Here is a 19,098-nt window from a genome sequence, read left to right as displayed (position 1 = left end):
ATATTAGGTCGCGATCAGGCCGTGGGTGCGCAAGGCGGCCAGAATGTCCATCAGCGTAGAGCGCGCCTCAGCGTCAATCACGCCGCCCCCGCTCGGCGCCGCGATAGCCGCCATCCGCGGTCCCACCACTCGTTCTTCGTCCAGATAGACGCCATCGCCACGCACCGCATCGCTCCGCCATAGTGTCCCGTCGAAGAAAAGGGCATGATCGCGGTCGGCCGCCGCGACCCGAAGCCCGGCGCGCGGCGCGACGAAACGCCAACCGCCCTCCGTCCATAGCGCGACCGTATCCGCCTGCCCCGCCCAGTCGCCCGACGCGCCGGCCGCGACGATCCAGCACTGGCCGACCATCGGCGCACCCGGCGGCGCGCTCAGGTCGGCGCTCTCCACTCGTCCGTGCAACAACGCATCGACCACCACCAGCGCTTCATTATGCTGGATTTCCTTCTGCGCCTGCCCTGCGAATAGCAGCGGCAACGCCCAACGCGGCGTTTCGTCCATGCTCGTCTCCTCCTCGATCATCCGTGAAAAGCGTCAGGCGATAAAGCCGATCATCGCCGCCCGCCCCTGCGCCAGCGTCCCCAACTGGCGCACCTCCGCCATCAGCGACTGCCCCGCCGTCCCGTCCGCCGCGATCATCGCCGCGGAATAGGTCCAGCCCGGCGCCCCGCTCTCCGCGCTGCGCACCACGCTCGCCCCGTCCATCACCGCGACGCGATAACGCTCCGCCTCCTCGCCCAGCGGTACGTCGCCGCCATTGCTCCATCGCCACCCGGCGCGACTGCGCCGGACCCAGTCGAACGCCTGCCCGCCATCCAGCCCCCGCACCCTCAGGTGCACCGGCGATGGCGGCATCAGCGCCTCGCCGCTGATCGCGATCGCCGCCTCCACCGGCTCGACATCGCCCAGTCCGACCGCCGCCAGCCGCAGCGTCGCCCCGACCTCCCCCACCGTGCCCAGCGCCGCCAGCGGCTGAACCAATCGCTCCTCCTCGATCAGCAGGAACGGCTCGCCGGCCTCATGCCCGGCCATCGCCCATTCGGTGCCGCGCAGCCCCCGGCGCAGTCCACCCAGCCGATAGCTGGCCGGTCCGGTTCGCACCGCCGTCTCGAACTGCACGAGCTCGCGCCCGATCAGGCACAGGTTCCGCCCCTGCGCCAACCCCGCTTCATCCGCATCGCTCAAGTCCATGTCCGCCGCCAGCAACGTCACCAGCAGGTCGTGCCGCCGATCAACCAGCGTCGCGCTCCCATCGGGCAGCGCGGCGTCCGCCGTCCCCATCACCGCCCGCAACGCGCTGCGCCCGATCGGCACCGCCTCCCCGCTCTCGCCCATCACGAACAGCGCCGCGCTGCGCCACCCCTCCCCGCCGCTCGCCGCCACGACCAGCAAAGGCGCGCTCGCCGCCCCGTCCTGTATCTGCGGCAGGTCGGCCAGCATCAGCGTCGTCGCGCCGTGGGGCGCATCCGCCTGCCGCACGATCGCACCCGAAGACGCCCCGGTCGGCAGCATCCCGCCCCCTCCTGGCACCCGGCGCAGCGCCAGCCGCACCGCCATCGCCTCCCATTCCCGTTCCTCGATCCGCCACAGCCCCGGCGCGTCCGCGACCGTCACCACCGCGCCGGGGTTCAGCGCCAGCGCCCGCCAGTCGCAGCGCAGCGTCATCGTCGCCCGCCCGGTCCAACCCGCGCCCAGCCGCTCCGCCGCCACCGCCCGCGCCGCGTCCGCCGCCATCACCGCGGGCAGTTCGATCCCCAGTTCCTGCCGCCCCGGCCCCGGCCGCGTCACCCGCTGCACCCCGGTCTGATAATCGCGCGCGGCATCATAGTGGCGCAGGCTCAGCGCCACCGGCACGCCATCGGCTGCTGCGCCCGATCGCTCGACCGCATCGATCGCCTGCCCGTTTACCCGCCGCACCAGCCCATCCGCCCCGATCGCCCCGTCCGCAACGCCTATGGCCATTAATCGCAAACCATCGGCGCCGGACCGCAGCGCCAGCCCATGCGCCTCGACCAAAGGCGCGATCGCGGCCCGGACGTCCGCCCCGCTTGCCGCAAAGCCATCCACCGCAGCCAGTCCGTCGCCCTCCAGCCGCCCCGCGCTCAACGCCGCCGCCACTGCACCGATCGGCACCGGCGCAGCATCGGCCTCCACCTCGAACGTCAGCGACGGGATGCGATTGCCATAATCGGCCAGCGCCAGATCCTCGAACACGACATAGGCGATCCCCCGATGCGCCGGGGTCAGGCCCACACCCTCTGCCGCCGCGATCAGCGGATCGACCGGCTGGTCCTCGTCGCCCGCACGGACGCGAAAGGCGGAAATCTCCGTCTTGAAATCCCCCGCCGCCCCGCGCAGCAGATTGCCGTCCGCCCAGATGCGCCGGATCTGCCCGATCGCCCGCGCCGACAGCGCCACCGCGAAACTCGCCGAATAGGCATAGCTGGTCACGCTCGGCCGCCCCTTGCCGCCGCCGCTCTTGCTCTTCGTCTCCTTCAGGTCGGTCGCCCAGATCACCGTCCCCGCCACCCGCATCGTCCCGAACAGCCTGGGAAGCTGCGTGCCATAGCTCGACGTCTGCAATTGCAGGTCGGACAGCCGCGCGCCCTCGCGCCCCTTGGGCTTGAACAATATCTGATTGTCGATGACATTGCCGATCACCGCGCCGATCGCAGCGCCGATCGGCCCGCCCAGCACGGTCCCCACCGCCGTCAGCACCACCGTCGCCATAATATTATCCTCCGTTCGTTTCGAGCGCAGTCGAGAAACAACGAGCGCGCGACTTCATGCCGCACGCCACCAACTCAAGACCGGCCATGGCGACGCGCCCGGCATCTCCACCACCCGCCCGATCCCCGCATGGGCGTGAATAAACCCCGCCCCCGTCCCGATCATCAGATGCAGTTGCAACGGCCCCGGCCGCACCAGCGCCAGATCGCCCGGCTGCCCTTGCGCCACCGGCCGCAATCCCGCCGCCGCCAGCCAGCGCTCCGCCCGCTCGATATCCCCGCTCCGCAAGCCATAGGCGCCATGCGCCTCCCGTCCCATCGCCAGCGCCGCCAGCCCCACGCAATCCAGCCCCGCGCGGCTGCGCCCATGCAATCGAAACGGCACCCCCATCAAAGCGCGCGCCCGCGCCACCACCGCGCTCATGCGCCGGGATAGCGGGTCAGCAAATCCATCCCCGGCAGATAGGGCTCCCCGCGAAAATTGCGCGCATTGCCAAAGCGCGCCGCACAGGTCGCCAATTGCCGGTCACACCCCTGCGTCAACAAAGCCAACGTCCCCGCCGCCACCGCAAAGGCCGGCGGATCGGCCAGCACCACCTTGTCCGCGCCATTGTCGACCACCGCCTGCGTCAGCCCCGCATTGGCTCCGCTCAGCCAGCGCAAAGTGCCGAAGGCGTAATCCCCCGCCACCAGCCCCCCTCCACTCTCATCGACCATCGCCACCTCGCCATCCTCCACCCCGCTCACCGTCACGATCTTGCGCCGCGCGGCCATGTCGACCCGGCACGCCCCGTCACCCAGCCTTGCCCGGCAATCGGGCGATGTCGATGGCGCCACCGGCCCGTTCAGCACCGCCGCCGCGCCCAGCAATTCCGCCGTAAACGCCCCGCCCTTGCGCGCCACCGCGCCGATCTCGCCGCGCGCCAGCAACAGCCACAGCGCGCCCGGTTCTTCCCACTGGGTCAGCCGCAATTCCAGCGCGGCCCCGTCCCACCGCCCTGCCATCAGGTCCGCCTCGCGGATCGCATCGCTCGACAGTGCGCCCGCCACGTCGCTATCCTCGCCATCCAGGCCGATGCCCGCGCGCACCGCCGACGGCGTCATCCCCGGCGCGGCGCGATGGGTCAGCCCGCCTATGACCAGATCCCGATCATGGCTGGTCAGCCCGATCGTCACCCCGTCCCGCCGCTCGATCCGCCAGCAAAAGGCCAGCGTATTGAGCGGCTGGCCCAGCTTCTCCGCATCGGTCATTCCCGTATCTCCACCAACGGCACCGACGGCGCTTCTCCGGCGGCGAAGGTCGCCCGGTTGATGTCCAGCCGGTCCTCGGCGAAGCGCACCGGCACGTCGAACCGATAACCGGCGCTCAGCACCACGCCCGCATCCGGCGCCTCGTCGAACGCGATCACGCCCAACCCCGCATGGCTCCACCCCTCGGTCATCTCGACCCCATCAGCCGCTACCCGGATGCTCCCCGCCACCGGCCGGGTGATTATCCGCCCCTGCGCCTCCTCGCCGACCCCATAATAGCGCATCAACTGGAACGTCGCCCGCACCCCGTCGCCAATCCCCAGCCGCTGGTCGATCGGCGAAGGCGCCACGCCCGGCGCGCCGCTGCGATCGTCATACGGGTCGGTGAAGCGGAACCCGCGCGCCGCGCCCCTGCGCGCGCGAAAGAAAGCGATCAGCGTCGCAATGTCCGCTTCGGACCGCACCCCCGGCCCGGCGTCGAAGGACAGCCGCGCATCCGCCCAGTCGCTGCTGCGCCGCTCATGGCCCGACGGGCTTTCGACAATCTGCGTGGAAAAGGCCGGCGAGAGGCTCGCCTCCCGCCCGATAGCGATCGGAAAGATAATATCATCAAAGGCTTGCATATCATCCTCCCCATCGATGCTGAAGCAGGTAAAGCCGTCGCGGCACACCTGCGGCAGCGCCCAGACGAATGTCTGCGCCGTCCCCCGCGCCACCGACGCCTGCGCCGCTGCGGCTATCTCCCGCCATTGCCCCGCCTGCTGCGGCAACAGCACGAAGCCCGACAAATAATGCTGCTCTTCGATCGGATAGCCCAGCCGCGCCGTCGCCATCTCCACGCCCCGCGCGGTCAGCCCCGGCCGCCCCTCGGTCACCCAGTCATAATCCTCCAGTTGCAGCACATCGAAAGCCGGCGATGCCCAGCCGACAGGCATATTGGCCCGCTTGGCCTCCGGCGCGCGCGGGTCCAATATGGTCGGCAGATAGGCCAGCAAATGCGTCACCGCCCCCGGTGCGACCGCCTTCACCGCCGCACAGAGCGCTGCGGTCGACGCCGCCAGCAAGGCCCCCGCCGCATCCAGCAACGCGCATTGCGCGCCGTCCAGCGCGCCGCGCGCATCCGGGATCGACACCGGACTGCCGCCCAGCGCCGCCCGCGCCGCATCGTCATACAGGCATATCCGCCCGTCGCCCGGCATCACCCACCACCAGGGTTCACCGACCTGAAACAGAATCGGCAAATTCGCTTCCAACCCAATGGAAACAAAGGCCCCGGCTACCTGCTGCACATAACCCATCGCCCCGCCATGGGCCGGCGACAACAATGTCGATGGCGGCGACCATCCGGTAAGCGCCGGATCGCCATTCTCGGCCCGCTGCTTCCAGTCGTTCCAGCAATGCGCATCGAACAGTTCATAGGATAGCGACCAGATGACGCCGAACCCCAATGCCTTGGCCCGCGCCGCAAAATCCCGATGCCAGGCCGCGCAGGGCGCATTGAGCACCCCGCCCGTCAGACTGACGTAAAGCCCCTCGCCCAAGCGTTCGAGCCGGAAATAATGGCTCATCCCGACATAATGGTTGATCGCGCCGCGATAGCCCAGCGCGTGGATCGCGCCGACCACCCGCTCCGGCGTCTGGTTGAAACAATCGTCATAGCCGGTCGCCATGGACAGCCCATGTTCGGGCAGCATCGCGTCGCCGATCGTCAGCATGGACCCCGCCCCGTCACAGGCGATCTCGCTCAGTTCCGCCCATCCCTCTTGCGGCCCGGCAAAGGGCGTGTCGCCCTCGTCATAACCGGGCGGCACCAGCGAAATAAACATCCGATCGACATCGCCCGCCCACACCGGATCATCGTCGTCCGGCAGGTCGTAACCGCCCATGATGACGGAAAAATCCAGCGTAATGACAGCATCTTCCGGCACGCCATTGGCATAATTCCACAACCGCACATACCAGGCGCGCGGATTGCCGTCCTGATCCCGCCCCTCGATCGTCAGCGTCGGTCCATGCGTCTCGTCCAATGTCCGCACGCCGCCGCTGCGCCAGCGGAACGACAGCACACAGTCCCTAAAATCCCGATCCGTGTCATAGGCCAGCAAGGGATGGCTCCACTGGTCCGCCGCGTCCCAGATCAGCCCCGCCAGATCGCCCGACCCGTAAAACACCGTGTCCACCCGCAATGCGTCGGGCGCGCTCGTCACCACGCTCGCCATCATCGGCCGCGGGAAATTGACGGTCCAGTGCGTCGCCGCGAACCGCTTGATCCAGCGCGTCTCCTGTCCCCGCCGCGTATCCGCCAGCCAATATTCGATCCTGCCCATCAGCCCAGCGCCCCCTTCACCGCCCGCGCCACCTGCCGCGCGCTGCGCGCCAGCAACCGCGGCTCGCTCTCCCCACCGCGCCCATTGATCGCGATGCTCACCCGCACGTCGCGCGCCCCGCCGCCGCCATGCGCGACTACCTGCCCGCTGCTCGTCGGCACGAACATTTCCGGCCCGCGCTCGCCGACCATATAGGCCCGCCCCGGCGCCACCGGCCCGCCAGTCGCCCGCCCCGGCAGGCCGAGCGCCGACGTCAGCAGCGACGCGCCCAGGCTCGCCAGCCCACCCCCGCTGCTCCCGCCGCCCACGGCCGACCGCAAAGCGCTCGCTGCAATCTCGTCCAGCACACTGACCGCGATCCGGCGCAGATCCTCGAACCCGAACTTGCCGGTCCGCACCGCGCGCATCAGCCCCTGCTCGATCCGCCGCCCGGCCCGGTCCGCCCCATCGCCCAGCGACCCTTCCAGCCCCGCCCGCATCGCCTCGACATCGCGGTTCAACCCCTGCGTGTCGGCCCGCACCCGCACCACCAGCGTCTCGATTTCCTCGTCCACAGCCCGCCTCCCAACCTAAAAAGCCCCTCCCCTTCAGGGGAGGGGTTGGGGTGGGGGCGCGCCCCACACACCTACCTTCATGCTTAATCCGGCATCGCCCCCATCAACCGCGCCAACTCCCTGCCATCCACGCCATCCCCCGGCGCCTCGTCCCCCCGCGCCGCCTTCAACACCGCCGCCAGTTCCGCCGGGGTCGCGCGCCAGAACTCGTCCGGCCGCCAGCCCAGCAGCCACCCGGCCACCCCCGCCAGCCGCCCCGCGGCCTGCGCAAAGCGCGTCACTTCCCCGCCAATATCTGCTGCAAAACGGCTTTCAGCACCGGCGTCACCTTCGCCAGCCCGACCGCCACCACCGCCTCGCCCAGCGCCTCGCGGCTCACCGCCTCGCGATCCACCAGACAATGCCAGAACAACGCCACCAGATCGGCCAGCGACAGCTTGCCCTCCGCCGCCCGCTCGACCAGATCGAACAGCGGCCCCAATTCCGCCTCCGCCGCCACCAGCGCGGCAAAGCTCGGCCGGAGCGTCAGCACCTCCCCGCCCAGCGCCAGCGCCGCCTCGCCCCTTTCTGCATTGGGCCGCTCCCGGTTCGCCGCCCCGCTCATTCGCTCACCACCGCGCCGCTGCTTTCCAGGCTCAGCGCATAATTGCGCTCGCCATTATAGTCCCCGGCATAGTCCAGCCGCGTCACCAGAAATCGCCCGCGCATCCGCTCGCCGCTTTCGAAGCTCAGCTCATAATCCTCGATCGTGCCCGACAGCGCATGGTTGCGGATGCGCACCTCCGCCGCAGAGCCAGTGAACAGCCCCGCCGCCGACACGCTGACCGATCGCACCCCCGCGCCCGACAGCAATTCGCGCCAGCCGCCCGAATCCTTGCTGGTGATGTTCACCGCCTCGCCATTCACCGACAACTGGGTGGTCCGCATCCCGGCCACCGTCGCATATGTTGCAGGCATGTTTCCGTCGCTCACTTTGAGCAGAAACGCACTTCCCTTTTCGACGCCCATGGCGCATTCTCCAGCCAAGCGACCCCGACGCGACAAGCACCCTGCTGCCGCCCGGAAAATCGCGAAAAAATAAAAGACTCGGATGGCATTCGACCATCCGGTCGCAGCGTGGACACGCCGCCATCGACGTGAAGACGCCGCTATGGAGAGGTTTCTATGATTGTTGCCGCTTCGCTCGTGATGATGCTGGCCGCCGCCCCGTCCGCTGACGCTGTCGGCGCCGGGCGCAAGGAGTTTTCCAAATGCCTCAGCGCCCAGGTTCAGCCCGCGCTGGAAAAGAAATTGCCGGTCGGCGATTTCCAGTCCGCAATGAAAAAAGCCTGCGCCGACAAGGAAGCCGCCTTCCGCGCCGCGATCGTCGCCCAGAACAAGGCCGACAAGATGCCCGACGCCGCCGCCAACAGCGACGCCGACGAACAGATCGCGGAATATGTCGACAAGATCACTAGCGAATATGAGGAAAACAGCCAGTCGGGCTGACTTCCATCGGGAGGGGCATTACCCCTCCCGCACCACCCGCAACCGATAGTCGATCACCGCCCGCCACTCCAAGGCCGCGCCCGCGCCATCCCGCGCCACCCGCGACCGCACCAGCCGCGCGGTGACGATCCGCCATCCATCGCGCGCCTGCGCCTGGCCGATCGCCGGATCGATCCGCGCGATCATCCCCGCCAGCCGCGCCGGCGTCTCGTCCGCGCTCCGCAGACCGATGGTCAGCCGCACCTCGCGCCCCTCGACATCCTTGCCGCCCCAGTCCGCGCCGATACATTCGCCCACATGGCCATAGGGCGCGCTCGCCCGCCCCGGCTCGCTATCATATAGGTCGTTCAGCCCGTCCATCAGCGCCCCGTCCGCCCGCAATGCGGCGATCACCGCCGCCCGCGCCGCCACTTCCGCACTCATAGCCCATTCCTCCCGGCGTCCCGCACCGCCAGATCGCGCCACCAGCGCGCCGCCAGCCCCGGCGCGGACGCCCGCACCGCCGCGCCCTCCACAACCGCCGCCACCCCGGCCGCCTCCAGCGCCGCGACGATCCGCGCTCGCCGCCGCGCCGCCCGCGCCTCGACCAGCGCCACCAGCCGCGCCCTCATGCCAGCCGCATCCGCCGGAACGGCCGCCACAGCGCGCTCACCACCGCCGGCGGCGCGCTTTCGCCGCCCCGCGCCACGAAATGCTCCGCCGCCAGGCGCACGATCCCCTGACGCAGCGCTTCGGGCAGGCCGTTCAACTCCGCCGCCAGCCCCGCCTGGTATCGCACCGCCAGCCGCCGCCCGTCGCCCGCGCGGGTCGATCGCACCCACCCATCGCCCGCCGCATCAATATCGATCGCATAGGCGTCGATCGGCAGCATCTCCGCCACCCCGTCGGCATCCACCGCCTCGACCGTCTCGATCGCCGCCACCGGCCGCGCCGACAGCCTTTGCCAGCCGCCGTCGCCCGCCACCGTCTCGCGCGCCGCCCGCGCGATCAGCCACTGGCCGATAAATTGCTCGCACAGCGCCGCCGCGCTACGCAGCAACCCGGCCAGCACCGCATCCTGCGCCCCCGTCTCGATCCGCAAATAGGCCTTCAACTCCGCCAGCGATGCCGCCAGCGCCCCGCTCTCCGGTTGCTCCACCATCTTCAGCGCTCCTCCACCCGCATCGTCACCGACCGCTCGTCCACCTGCCCGTCGGACAGGGTGACGCGGTTGGTCAGCCGATAGATGCGCCCCGCCACGCCCCCATTCAGCCGCACGCTGCTGCGCTGCGCCTCAAAGGCGTTCGCTTCCACCACCAGCCCGCCCGTCTCGACCGGGCTAACCGTCCACAGGCTGGCGACCAGGCTCTGCCCGGCCAGATAGGCGGACCAGTCGATCGCATGATCGACCCGCGCCTGCGGGTCTTTGACAAAAAGGCTCATCGGACCTTGCTCCCCTCATGTTGATCGGGCCGCATCGCCCCCTCGCGCGCGGCCACCCGCGCGCCCTGCCCCGGCCGGACGCCCCAGTCCCACGGCCCCGGCGTCGCCACCCGCACCGCGCCCAGCGCGCCCGCGCCGATCGCCTCACCCGCCAGCATCGCCGCCTCCTGTTTCCAGCGCATCCAGACGCGCCGCCAGCGCCGCGATCGCGCGCCGCTGCCACAGCGCCTCCAGCGCGAAACATTCGTCATAGCGCAGGCCCCACCGCTCTCCCGCATCCCGCGCCGCCCGCACGATCGCGCCGTCCTCGCTCCGCAATTCCGGCTCCGCGTCCCATCTATCGTGGCACAACAGCCCCCAGCGGATCGCCGCGCCTTCGCCCAATCGCGCATCGATCACATCGCGCACCTGCTGCGCCGCCAGCCCCAGATGCCAGCGCGCCGCGTCGCCCTTCTCGGCCACCGCCTCGACGAAGCGATAGCGGCGCCAGCCGACCGCGCCCCAGGCGTCGATCAGGGCATCGTCGACCGTTCCGACATCGCATTTGGTCCGCGCGTCGGACGTGTTGATCGTCCCGCTCGCCGCATATACCTGGCTCCAGCGCGTCGTAGCGCCGCCCAGCGCATAGATATTGTCGGTCAACGGCGCGACATGGCCGGCGAAATCGACCATGCCATATTGCAACCGCATCAGGCTGGCCGGCCCCCCGCTCGTCCCGTCGCGGGTCGCGTGCCAGGAAAACATGACCTGCTTGTTCGACGCGCCCGGCGACGCCGATATCAGCGTCGCGCGCATTCGCGTCACTTCCTCGAACGCGCCGCCGATATAGGCGAAGGAAGCGACGTCGCCGATCACCGCGCCGCTCTCCAGATTGGCCGGCGACGCCTGCGATCCCAGCGCCCGATAGAGCCGCATCGACGCGGAACTGGCGCCATGGGCATAGGCCCGCATCGACGCGCCGATCCCATCGCCGCGCACCGCCATGATGGCGGTCCCTTCATTGCGATAGGCGGTGATCGTCTCGCTCGCGATCGGGGTGAAGGCTGCGCCGCTGGCATTGACCGTCAGCGTACCGGCCGATATCTGCGCCTCGCCGCTGCCCCCCAGCGCCCCGACATAGGATCGCACCGCCGCGCCGTCGGCCTGCGTCAACAATCCCCGTCCGAACCCGCTAGTCGCCAGCGCCGCGATCGCGCTCAATTCGTCGCTTGCCGCCTGCTTGCCCGCCAGCGCCGTATCCAGCCCCGCAATCTCATCCAACCCATGGCCATGATCGTTGACCTGTGCGACCCAACCCGCGTGCAGCGCCAGCCCGACATGCTTCTCGCCTACAACGAAATCCACCGCGCCGCCGCCCGCCGAAGAGGCTTGCGGCGCCCGCACCAGGCGGCCTTCGTCATCGATTCCGCCCGTCCCCGCCTCCCATTGGCCGGGATCGGCTACGCCCTGAATGACATAGGGAAAGGTCGCGCCAGGACCAGTCGCCGCGGCAAAGCCGCGATAGCCCGGCAACGGCCCGCCCAGCGCCAGCGGCCCCGCGCCCCCCGCATGGCACGTCTCGCGCACCAGGTCCGCCATCTCCAGTTCCGTGATCGCCACGCCCGCCCCCTCACAAAAAAGGGGGAGCGCAAGGACGCTCCCCCAGAACCTTCTCCCCCAGCGGAGAAAGATACGAAGCCTTAGCCCGCAGGGCTCAGGCGCAGTTGGAAGAGGGGGAAGGACACGCAGCCTCCCCCCATCCCATCACGAAGCGGCGAACTTCATCAACTTGATCGCCTCGCTATTGGCCACCGCGCCGCCGATCCGCTTGACGGCGTAGAAATGCACGAACGGCTTGTTGCTGAACGGATCGCGCAGGATGCTCGTCTCGCTGCGTTCGGCGATGACATAGCCGGCCTGGAAATTGCCGAAAGCGATCGACAGGCTGTTGGCGGCGATATCGGGCATGTCCTCCGCCTCGACCACCGGATAGCCCAGCAAGGTTGCGGGCTGTCCGCCGCTCAGCCCCGGCTGCCAGATGAACGCGCCGTCGCTCGTCTTCATCTTGCGCACCGCCGCCAGCGTGGCGCTGTTCATCACGAAGCTCGCCCCCTGGCGATAGGGCGCGCGCAGGCTCTGGACCAGGTCGATCAGCTTGTCCTGCGGGTTCGACGCGGCAAAGGCGCCCGCCGCGCCCGACGCCAGATATTGCAGCGAGCCAAAGGCGCGCACGCCGTCGACCTCATTGGTCGTGGTATAGGTCAGGAAACCCTTGGGCTTGTTCGTCCCGTTGCCGTTGACGAAGGCCGCGCCCTCCGCTGCCGCAAATTCGCGCGCGATCTCGCTCGCCAGCCAGGCTTCGACATCGAACTGCGCATCGTCCAGCATCGCCTGACTCGCCGCCGGATTGGCGAACAGCTCGCCGCTGGGCGGCGCGATCTCGTTAAAGACGGGCGTCCCCGTCTCGGCCCGCGCGCCCGTCTCGCTCGCCCAGCCCGACACGATGCCGCCCGACGTCACCAGCTTGCGATACCCCGCCGTCCCGGTGCGCACCACATTGGCGATGCCGCGGATCGGCGAAATGGCCTTGAGCGTCGATCCGATCAACTGGTCGATCTCCCGCGGCACCGCATAACCACCCGCCGCGCCGGAAGCCCCGGAAAAGCTCTTCAGCTCCACGCCCGCTTCATGCCCCTGCCGCAGATAGCGATCGACAAACGCCGCCCGCGCCGGATCGACCGCGCCCCCTTTCACGCCATCGAGCGCCGGTCGCTGCGCGGCCAGCAAAGCCCCTTTCAGCGCCGCAATCTCCCCCTCCAGTCCATCGATCCGCTCCCCCTGCACCACCGCATCGAACCGCGCTTCCAGTGCGTCCGTCACCTGATCCGTCATGTACATTCTCCCGCTTGCAGAAACGAAAAAGGCGGCCCCGGATGGGACCGCCCTTGAATAAGTCGTGCTTTTTTACTGGACCGCTCGCGGCCCTCTCATAAACCGCCAGAATACCGACACGGGGTCGGTGCTAGGTCGATTATGCGGCGATTGGCGCTTTACGCCGCTTTTCCTTACTTTCCGCCAACGTCACAACCACAATGGCCGAGCCATCGCCTTGTAGCTTGGCGTGGACTTCACCGCCCTGCGCTTCATATAGGCGGCGAATACCGCCCACAGCCTTGGGGGAAACTTTGGTGAAAAACTTCTTGTTCATATCTCTAATCCTTCAATTTCTCTGAAGGCTCGCTCGCGGTCTTTAGCATGATCGGGGTCGGTTACGAAATCCTCTATATCTAACGCTTCGCCATAATTTTGGTTGACCCAATCTGAAATTTTTTCCCATCCATCGTCGGCTGCGATGAACGAGAATATGGCTTCAATCCGTTGAACGTCATCTGAATCATAGTGATCGGTGGACTCCGCGACATCCTCAGGATCGAGAACAATAACCTGCGAGTTAGGCGTCAATTCGAACAGAGGCGTTTTGACATGATCCGTTTTTAATCGCTCGATGAGGATGTTCAACATCCTTCTTATGGAAATACGGAATCGTAAAACCAAGAATAATGTCACACAAGGCCACACCAAGTGCCCAACAATATCTGCCCAAGATTTGGTCGGCGCAGGTATCGTCCACAGCGTTTTCGCGACCCATTGGACGATATATGGTGCGTGAAGTTCGCTCATAATACGCATTTAGGCAGGTGGGCAGCCATTTGCCAATAGCTTGAGAGCATTAGTGTAGGGATGTCGACGCTCATCTGCGCGCTTTCCCCTACCCCTACCCCTCCACCGCCACCACCCGCGCCAGATCCTGCATCGGATGCGTCACCAAACTCACTTCCACCAGTTCCAGCCCCAGCAGTTCGCGCGGCCGTGCGCCCCGCGCCTCGCGCACCCGATATCCGAACGACAGCCCGTCCAGCGCCCCGGCCTTCAGCGCCGCCGCCGCCTCGCGCCCCGCTGCGGTCCGCTGCGACACGCGCCCGATCACCCGCAGCCCGCGCCCATCTTCCCGCGCCGTCTCGACCACACCGATCACGCTGGCCGGCCCATGCTGCCACAACAGCGGCACGCCCGCCGCATCGATCGCCCCGAAAGCGCCCGCCCGCACCACATCCCCGCCCCGGTCCACCCGATCGAAAATCGCCGCATAGCCGGCAAAGCGTATGTCGCCCGCGCTCATGCCTTGACCAGCCCCAGCAACCCCACCTTCACCGCAATCCCCAGCACCACCAGCGCCATCATGATCCGCACCGCCCAGCCGATCACCGCCCCGCGCGCCGCCTTCTTCGCGTCGCGCCAGGCGGACAGCAATTCGCGCAGTTCGCGCATGTCGCCCTCCGCCCGCCGGTCGGCCAGCCCCAGCCGCTCCAGGGCGCGCCCCGCGCCCAATTCGCTCGCCTCCTCGATCAGCGCGCGGATCATCACCATGTCCGCCCCGCCCGGCGCGGTTTCCGCCTGCGCCACCAACCGCGCCAGCATGTCCTGTTTCATATATCCCGCCTTCCCATGGGGACCGCCCATGCCTATTGGGGCGCGCATGAAACGCACGCCTCGCAAAATCCTGATTCTGCTCGTCCTGCTCGCGCTCGGCGCCGTCGCCTGGCATTTCGGCCTCTTCCGCGCCGGCGACTGCCTGATCCAGGGCGGCCGCTGGAACGGCGACGCCGGCTTCTGCCGCCTCGACAGCCTCGCCCGCCCGGCAGAATAGATTTTTCGCGCAGAGGCGCAGAGGCCGCAGAGCAAAGAGAAAGCCGCCAAGGGCGACCAGTCTCTCTTCCTTCCTCGCGCCCTCCGCGCCTCTGCGCGACGCTCAAATCCCCAGCATCGCCTTCTTCTCGTCCGCAGAGAGGAAATCCGCCCCCGCCACCCGCTCCCAAAGCGCCGCCCGCTCGTCGGACAAAGCCGGCACCGCGTCCAGATCCGCCTCTATCCCCAGCCCCGGCCACCAATCGCCCAGCCCTTGGGCCAGCGCCCCGCCAATCTTCGCCACCAGCGGCAGGATCGCCTGCCGCCACAACGCCTTGTTCGCCTCGCGATAATTGGCGTAGCTATTGTCGCCGGGCAGCCCCATCAGCATCGGCGGCACCCCGAAAGCCAAAGCGATTTCCCGCGCCGCCGCCGCTTTCAGCCCCACAAAATCCATCTCCGCCGGGGTCAGGCTCATCGCCTTCCAGCTGAGGCCTCCCTCCAGCAGCATCGGGCGTCCCGCATTGGCCGCCCCGGCAAAGGCCAGCTCCATCTCGCGCTTCACCCGCTCGAACTGGTCGGGCGACAGCACCGATCCGTCGCCCGGATCATAGACCATCGCCCCGCTCGGCCGCGCCGCATTGTCCAGCAGCGCCTTGTTCCACACGCTCGCCGCATTATGGATCGCCACCGCCCCCGCCGCCGCGCCCACGCATCCCAGCCCATAATGATCGTCCAGCGGATGCAGCGCCTTGATATGCAGCATATTGGTCCGCCCCGCGCCATCTTCGGGCGTCAGCCGGGTCACGCTCTCCCCGACCCGATACAGATATGCCGCCGGCCATCCGCGCGCATCGGCCTCCACGCTCACCCGTTCGGGCCGCAGCGCGAACAGCTCGGCCGGCTTGCCCTCCGCGCCGGCGATCACCTGCACATAGGCATTGCCGTGCAGCAACAAATGACAGGCCAGCGTTTCGACCAGCCCCTGCCCAGCCGACGCGCGCCCGACCAGCGCCAGCACGCGCGCGCCATCCTCGACGCCGCGCACCTTCAACGCGCACGCGCCCGCCCCTTCCGACACCAGCCGCATCGCCCGCTGCGCGATCGGATTGCCCATCACCCCGGCCCGCAACTGCGCCTCGTAACTCGCCGGCCACTCGCCCAGCGCCACCGCCCCCGATCCCCAGGCGCGCGCCAGCACAGGCCGCGCATCCACCGGCCCAACCGCACCAGACGCAGCTTTCGTCCCGAACCATTTCATGGATATGTCCCCAAACGCAAAAACCCCCTCCCCAACAGGGGAGAGGGTTAGTGAAGGTCAGCGGCCTCAGCCGCCTACCGAAACTGGGAAAGGGGGCTTAACCCGCCCTTTAACGCCCGATCTTCTATGGATTCCGCGCCAGCACCCGGTCGCAAACGCTGTTTGTGCCCTCGCTCTTGCCAATCACGCGCCCCGCCAGCGCACCCGCGCCCGCACCCAGCAGCGTCTCGCCCAGACTGCCGCCCGCCAGCAAGCCAACGCCTGCGCCACCGGCCGCGCCGATCACCGTACCCTTGTCGCGCCCCTGCTTGCCTTTCAACAAACAATAGCGCACATCATCCCGATCGCGCGGCGCGGCCCGCGCCACCCGCGCCCGGTCCTTGCTGTTCAAACTCGCCGCCAGCACCGGAGACGCCGCCACCGACACGCCCAGGACGGCCGCCAATATCTTGGCCATCTTCATCGCACTTACTCCATTGCAATCATGATCGATGGAAAAACGTAGGCGGCCCTGCGCCGGTTCCCCTCAAATCCCCCGCACCCGCGCCTCGCCCCGCTTCCCCAGCATCAACTCGCTCAGCGCCCACACCAGCGCATCGGCGCGATCGGGCGACCGCCCCGGCCCGACATAGCCGCCCCCCGCGATCAGCCCGCACATCTCGTCCTCCAGCGCGGGGAAAGCGCCGCGATGCATCACCCGCCCGGCTTCATAGAGCGCCGCCACCGGCTCGGCGCGCGCCACCTTGCCCCGGCTCGCATGGACCAGCTTCACCGGCATCGCCGCCTCCGCCGCGCGCAGCACGCTTTCCACCATCGCCCCGCCATTATTCGCCTCGGCCACCACCCGATCCGCGTCATGGACCAAAGCGGCCGCCGCCACCGCCCGCGCCCAGCCTTCGGGCGACTGGCCCGCAACGCTGGCGTCGGCGATCACATAGGCGCGCCCGTCCCCGCCGACCCCCGCCACCACGATGCCGCAGGCGTCCCCGCCCGCCGACGCCGGCGGATCGACCGCCACCACCACCCGGCTGAGCGCGCCCGGCACATGCGCCACCCGGCACCGCTCGATCAGGTCGCGCGACCACAAAGCGCCCTCCACCTCCTCGATCAGTTCGCCGTCCAGTTCCTGCCGCCCCAGCCGCGTGCCGCCATAGCTGGCCGTCATGGCGTCAACAAAGCCGTCGGCCAGATGCGCCGCATTCTCCGCCGTCCGCCCCCGCGTCACCACAAGGTCATCGCCATCGCGCGCCACCAGCGCCCGCACCAGCGGCACCGGCCGCGGCGTCGTCGTCGCCAGCACCCGCGGCCTTGTCCCCAGCCGCAATCCCATCATCAGATTATCCCAGGCCGCCTCGCCGCCCGCCCATTTGGCGATCTCGTCGGCCCAGCCATGGCTGAACTGCGGCCCGCGCAACCCTTCCGGCTCGGCCGCGCCAAACAGGCTCGCCACCGCGCCATTGGGCCAGGTCAGCTTGCGCAGCGCGGGCGCATAGGCAGGCCGGTTCCACCAGGGCGCGATCGCCAGCAGGCCCGACGCCCCTTCCACCATCACGCTGCGCGCCTCGCCCAGCGTCGCGCCGACCAGCGCGATCCGCGCCTGCGGATCAGCCTCGGCGATCCCGCGCACCCATTCCGCCCCGGCCCGCGTCTTGCCGAACCCCCGCCCCGCCATCATCAGCCAGATGCGCCAGTCACCCGGCGGCGGCAGTTGCGCCGGCCGCGCCAGATACAGCCATTCCCGCTCCAGCCGCTCGGCCGACGCCGCGTCCAGCCGCTTCAATATCGCCGCCCTGGCCCGCCGATCGTCACCGGCCAGAAAAACCTGATCCGAAACCTGCATCGCGCTCCCCTGCCAACCGCCAGTCCACAAACATGCAATCCGCAGACACAAAAAAGGCCGCCCGAAAGCGGCCTTCCAAAGATATTTTCGCGAACCCGATTATTTCCGCGGCGCCATCCCGCCGAACGTCACCAAACTTTCCGCCCCGTCCTTGGCCACTGCCGCCACGCCGACGAAATGATCGTCCACGACGATATCCTTCAGCACCGTCTCGGTCGCGCCCGTCACGACACGGCTGTCGGTCCAGTCCTGCGCATCGGCCCGCCGCCAATAGAGCCTATAGCCCGCCGCCCCCGGCACCGCGTCCCAAAACACCCGCGTATCCATCGACAGCGCCCCGTCCAGCGACACGCTCGCCGGCGCCGCCGGCGCATCGGCCAGTTGCCGCAGCGCCGCGACGTTCAAAGCCGTCACCTTCGCCAGATAGGGAAAATCCATCCCCGCGACGGTGTCGCCATAGTCGCGGCCATTCTCGGTCCGCAGATCCTGATGCTGCCGGTCATAATTTTCGATCCCCACCGAAAATCGCACCGCGGGAAAGCCCAGGTCCAGGAAAGGCGAATGATCCCCGCCCCGCCCGAACCGGTCGAAGCGCCGCACCGCGAACACGTTCAGCCCGATCTGCGGATTGGCCTCCGCGATCCCGTCGATCTTTTTCGCCAACGCCCGCGACGGCCCGTCATCCTCGCCGCCGATCGCCCGCCGCGTCGCGCTCGCCTTGGCGTCGTCGCCCGCGCGGATACCCTCGGAAAAGACCCGCACCCGGTCGGCCACTTGCCTGCCGTTCTGGCCGATCGTATTGCCGACAATATCGTTGTTCAGCATAGCCCGCACCTGCCAGCCGCGCGCCTTGGCCGTCGCCGCCAGCAACTTGCCGCCCCACAGCCCCTGCTCCTCGCCCGACAGCAACGCATAGACGATCGTCCCGTCGAACTTTTCGCCCGCCAGCACCCGCGCCGCCTCGATCACCAGCGCCGTGCCGGAGGCATTGTCGTTCGCGCCCGGCGCATCGCTGGTCACGTTCATCACGTCGGTCACGCGGCTGTCGATATGCCCGGCGACGATCACGACCTGGGTCGGATTCCCCGTTCCTTTCTGGATCGCCAGCACGTCGACCACCTCAACCCCATCGGGCGCCCGCGGCCCGGTAAAGCGATCCGCGATCGTCTCCACCGTCAAACAGCCGCCACAACCCTTGGCGATCTTCGCAAATTCCGCCGCGCCCCACCGCCGCGCCGCGCCGATCCCGCGTTTGGGGTCGGTCGCCGACGACAGCGTGTGCCGCGTGCCAAAGCTGACCAGTGTTTCCACCGTCGCCTTCATCCGCGCCGGATCGGGCGCCCGGCTCCCCGAAACAGTCTGGCCAACAGTCTGGGCCATGATCGGCATCGGAACCAGCACGGCGGCGGCGGTCAAAAATAGCATCTTTGTCATGCGCTCTGGTCTACCGCCTGTTGCACATCTGTAAAGCGCTCAGCGAAATTCTCGCACCCGCACAATAGACATCACTATAGATCAAATATTTATCCCCTTGACGATAGACCCCGCCCGACTGCACCAG

At 68.5% G+C, this 19,098-nt stretch carries 26 protein-coding genes; 2 read left to right on the top strand and 24 right to left on the bottom strand.

All coding sequences use genetic code 11. From position 1 onward, the window contains the following. Positions 1–3 precede the first annotated feature (3 nt). The 9 genes from V473_RS05130 to V473_RS05090 form a co-directional block, all read right to left on the bottom strand. Positions 4–501 (bottom strand): DUF2793 domain-containing protein, encoded by a 498-nt coding sequence (locus V473_RS05130; protein ID WP_066605089.1) that lies wholly within the window; start codon positions 499–501, stop codon positions 4–6. Between the two features lie 33 nt (positions 502–534). Further along, the gene (locus V473_RS05125) at positions 535–2,730 is read right to left on the bottom strand and encodes a phage tail protein (protein WP_066601216.1); all 2,196 of its coding nucleotides are present in this window, start codon (positions 2,728–2,730) and stop codon (positions 535–537) included. 54 nt (positions 2,731–2,784) lie between these two features. Continuing rightward, the gene (locus V473_RS05120; protein WP_066601214.1) at positions 2,785–3,153 is read right to left on the bottom strand and encodes an NlpC/P60 family protein; all 369 of its coding nucleotides are present in this window, start codon (positions 3,151–3,153) and stop codon (positions 2,785–2,787) included. Beyond that, complete coding sequence (locus tag V473_RS05115; protein ID WP_066601210.1) at positions 3,150–3,980, bottom strand: DUF2163 domain-containing protein; 831 nt, start codon at positions 3,978–3,980, stop codon at positions 3,150–3,152. Before V473_RS05115 ends, V473_RS05120 begins: the two co-directional genes overlap by 4 nt. Further along, positions 3,977–6,307: a DUF2460 domain-containing protein gene (locus V473_RS05110; protein WP_066601209.1), complete on the bottom strand. Its 2,331-nt coding sequence runs from the start codon at positions 6,305–6,307 to the stop codon at positions 3,977–3,979. The genes V473_RS05115 and V473_RS05110 overlap by 4 nt, the downstream gene beginning before the upstream one ends. Beyond that, complete coding sequence (locus tag V473_RS05105) at positions 6,307–6,861, bottom strand: tail tape measure protein (RefSeq protein ID WP_066601207.1); 555 nt, start codon at positions 6,859–6,861, stop codon at positions 6,307–6,309. The genes V473_RS05110 and V473_RS05105 overlap by 1 nt, the downstream gene beginning before the upstream one ends. Before the next feature lie 83 nt (positions 6,862–6,944). Further along, positions 6,945–7,142 carry a phage tail assembly chaperone gene (locus V473_RS05100; protein WP_066601205.1) on the bottom strand — a complete coding sequence of 66 codons (198 nt, stop codon included), beginning with the start codon at positions 7,140–7,142 and terminating at the stop codon, positions 6,945–6,947. Then, positions 7,139–7,465 (bottom strand): gene transfer agent family protein, encoded by a 327-nt coding sequence (locus tag V473_RS05095; protein WP_066601204.1) that lies wholly within the window; start codon positions 7,463–7,465, stop codon positions 7,139–7,141. Before V473_RS05095 ends, V473_RS05100 begins: the two co-directional genes overlap by 4 nt. Then, positions 7,462–7,869 (bottom strand): phage major tail protein, TP901-1 family, encoded by a 408-nt coding sequence (locus V473_RS05090; RefSeq protein WP_066601203.1) that lies wholly within the window; start codon positions 7,867–7,869, stop codon positions 7,462–7,464. The genes V473_RS05095 and V473_RS05090 overlap by 4 nt, the downstream gene beginning before the upstream one ends. A 156-nt stretch (positions 7,870–8,025) precedes the next feature. Here V473_RS05090 and V473_RS05085 point away from each other — a divergent pair, with 156 nt between their 5' ends. Further along, positions 8,026–8,349: a hypothetical protein gene (locus tag V473_RS05085; protein WP_066601202.1), complete on the top strand. Its 324-nt coding sequence runs from the start codon at positions 8,026–8,028 to the stop codon at positions 8,347–8,349. 18 nt (positions 8,350–8,367) lie between these two features. Here the strand turns inward: V473_RS05085 and gp17 are convergent, their stop codons facing one another. The 11 genes from gp17 to V473_RS05035 all read right to left on the bottom strand — a co-directional run bounded on the left by gp17 (position 8,368) and on the right by V473_RS05035 (position 14,241). Further along, positions 8,368–8,772 (bottom strand): tail completion protein gp17, encoded by a 405-nt coding sequence (gp17, locus tag V473_RS05080; RefSeq protein ID WP_066601200.1) that lies wholly within the window; start codon positions 8,770–8,772, stop codon positions 8,368–8,370. After that, positions 8,769–8,960, bottom strand: a complete 192-nt coding sequence (locus tag V473_RS05075) for a hypothetical protein (protein WP_066601199.1) — start codon at positions 8,958–8,960, stop codon at positions 8,769–8,771. The genes gp17 and V473_RS05075 overlap by 4 nt, the downstream gene beginning before the upstream one ends. Next, positions 8,957–9,490 (bottom strand): head-tail connector protein, encoded by a 534-nt coding sequence (locus V473_RS05070; protein WP_066601198.1) that lies wholly within the window; start codon positions 9,488–9,490, stop codon positions 8,957–8,959. The genes V473_RS05075 and V473_RS05070 overlap by 4 nt, the downstream gene beginning before the upstream one ends. A 2-nt stretch (positions 9,491–9,492) precedes the next feature. Further along, positions 9,493–9,771: a phage fiber-tail adaptor protein gene (locus V473_RS05065; RefSeq protein ID WP_066601196.1), complete on the bottom strand. Its 279-nt coding sequence runs from the start codon at positions 9,769–9,771 to the stop codon at positions 9,493–9,495. Next, positions 9,768–9,929, bottom strand: coding sequence for a hypothetical protein (locus tag V473_RS24000; RefSeq protein WP_165363645.1), 162 nt, complete (start codon positions 9,927–9,929; stop codon positions 9,768–9,770). Before V473_RS24000 ends, V473_RS05065 begins: the two co-directional genes overlap by 4 nt. Then, positions 9,916–11,370 (bottom strand): tail fiber domain-containing protein, encoded by a 1,455-nt coding sequence (locus V473_RS05055; RefSeq protein ID WP_066601192.1) that lies wholly within the window; start codon positions 11,368–11,370, stop codon positions 9,916–9,918. The genes V473_RS24000 and V473_RS05055 overlap by 14 nt, the downstream gene beginning before the upstream one ends. 144 nt (positions 11,371–11,514) lie before the next feature. Beyond that, positions 11,515–12,642: a phage major capsid protein gene (locus V473_RS05050; protein ID WP_066605086.1), complete on the bottom strand. Its 1,128-nt coding sequence runs from the start codon at positions 12,640–12,642 to the stop codon at positions 11,515–11,517. 139 nt (positions 12,643–12,781) lie between these two features. Then, on the bottom strand, positions 12,782–12,958 hold the full coding sequence (locus V473_RS23995) for a hypothetical protein (protein WP_169793911.1): 177 nt from the start codon (positions 12,956–12,958) through the stop codon (positions 12,782–12,784). Further along, positions 12,955–13,431, bottom strand: a complete 477-nt coding sequence (locus V473_RS05045) for a hypothetical protein (protein ID WP_148648325.1) — start codon at positions 13,429–13,431, stop codon at positions 12,955–12,957. The genes V473_RS23995 and V473_RS05045 overlap by 4 nt, the downstream gene beginning before the upstream one ends. Positions 13,432–13,525: 94 nt before the next feature. After that, the gene (locus tag V473_RS05040; RefSeq protein WP_066601188.1) at positions 13,526–13,930 is read right to left on the bottom strand and encodes an HK97 family phage prohead protease; all 405 of its coding nucleotides are present in this window, start codon (positions 13,928–13,930) and stop codon (positions 13,526–13,528) included. Next, on the bottom strand, positions 13,927–14,241 hold the full coding sequence (locus tag V473_RS05035) for a DUF6127 family protein (RefSeq protein WP_066605083.1): 315 nt from the start codon (positions 14,239–14,241) through the stop codon (positions 13,927–13,929). The genes V473_RS05040 and V473_RS05035 overlap by 4 nt, the downstream gene beginning before the upstream one ends. A gap of 46 nt (positions 14,242–14,287) precedes the next feature. Between V473_RS05035 and V473_RS23990 the strand changes: the two genes are divergently transcribed. Beyond that, a complete protein-coding gene (locus V473_RS23990; protein ID WP_169793910.1) occupies positions 14,288–14,458 on the top strand; it encodes a hypothetical protein in 171 nt (56 codons plus the stop codon). 102 nt (positions 14,459–14,560) lie between these two features. On the opposite strand, the gene V473_RS05030 is transcribed toward V473_RS23990, so the two are convergent. The 4 genes from V473_RS05030 to V473_RS05015 all read right to left on the bottom strand — a co-directional run bounded on the left by V473_RS05030 (position 14,561) and on the right by V473_RS05015 (position 18,962). Further along, positions 14,561–15,697 carry a phage portal protein gene (locus V473_RS05030; protein ID WP_066601185.1) on the bottom strand — a complete coding sequence of 379 codons (1,137 nt, stop codon included), beginning with the start codon at positions 15,695–15,697 and terminating at the stop codon, positions 14,561–14,563. A 124-nt stretch (positions 15,698–15,821) separates the two neighbouring features. Continuing rightward, on the bottom strand, positions 15,822–16,160 hold the full coding sequence (locus tag V473_RS05025) for a hypothetical protein (RefSeq protein ID WP_066601183.1): 339 nt from the start codon (positions 16,158–16,160) through the stop codon (positions 15,822–15,824). Between the two features lie 63 nt (positions 16,161–16,223). Continuing rightward, positions 16,224–17,537: a DNA-packaging protein gene (locus V473_RS05020; protein WP_066601181.1), complete on the bottom strand. Its 1,314-nt coding sequence runs from the start codon at positions 17,535–17,537 to the stop codon at positions 16,224–16,226. A gap of 99 nt (positions 17,538–17,636) precedes the next feature. Then, positions 17,637–18,962, bottom strand: coding sequence for a M28 family peptidase (locus V473_RS05015; RefSeq protein ID WP_408021487.1), 1,326 nt, complete (start codon positions 18,960–18,962; stop codon positions 17,637–17,639). Positions 18,963–19,098 lie beyond the last annotated feature (136 nt).

The sequence above is a fragment of the Sphingobium cupriresistens LL01 genome (genome assembly GCF_001046645.1).
GTDB lineage: Bacteria > Pseudomonadota > Alphaproteobacteria > Sphingomonadales > Sphingomonadaceae > Sphingobium > Sphingobium cupriresistens.
This window is presented reverse-complemented; position numbering and strand designations above follow the sequence as displayed.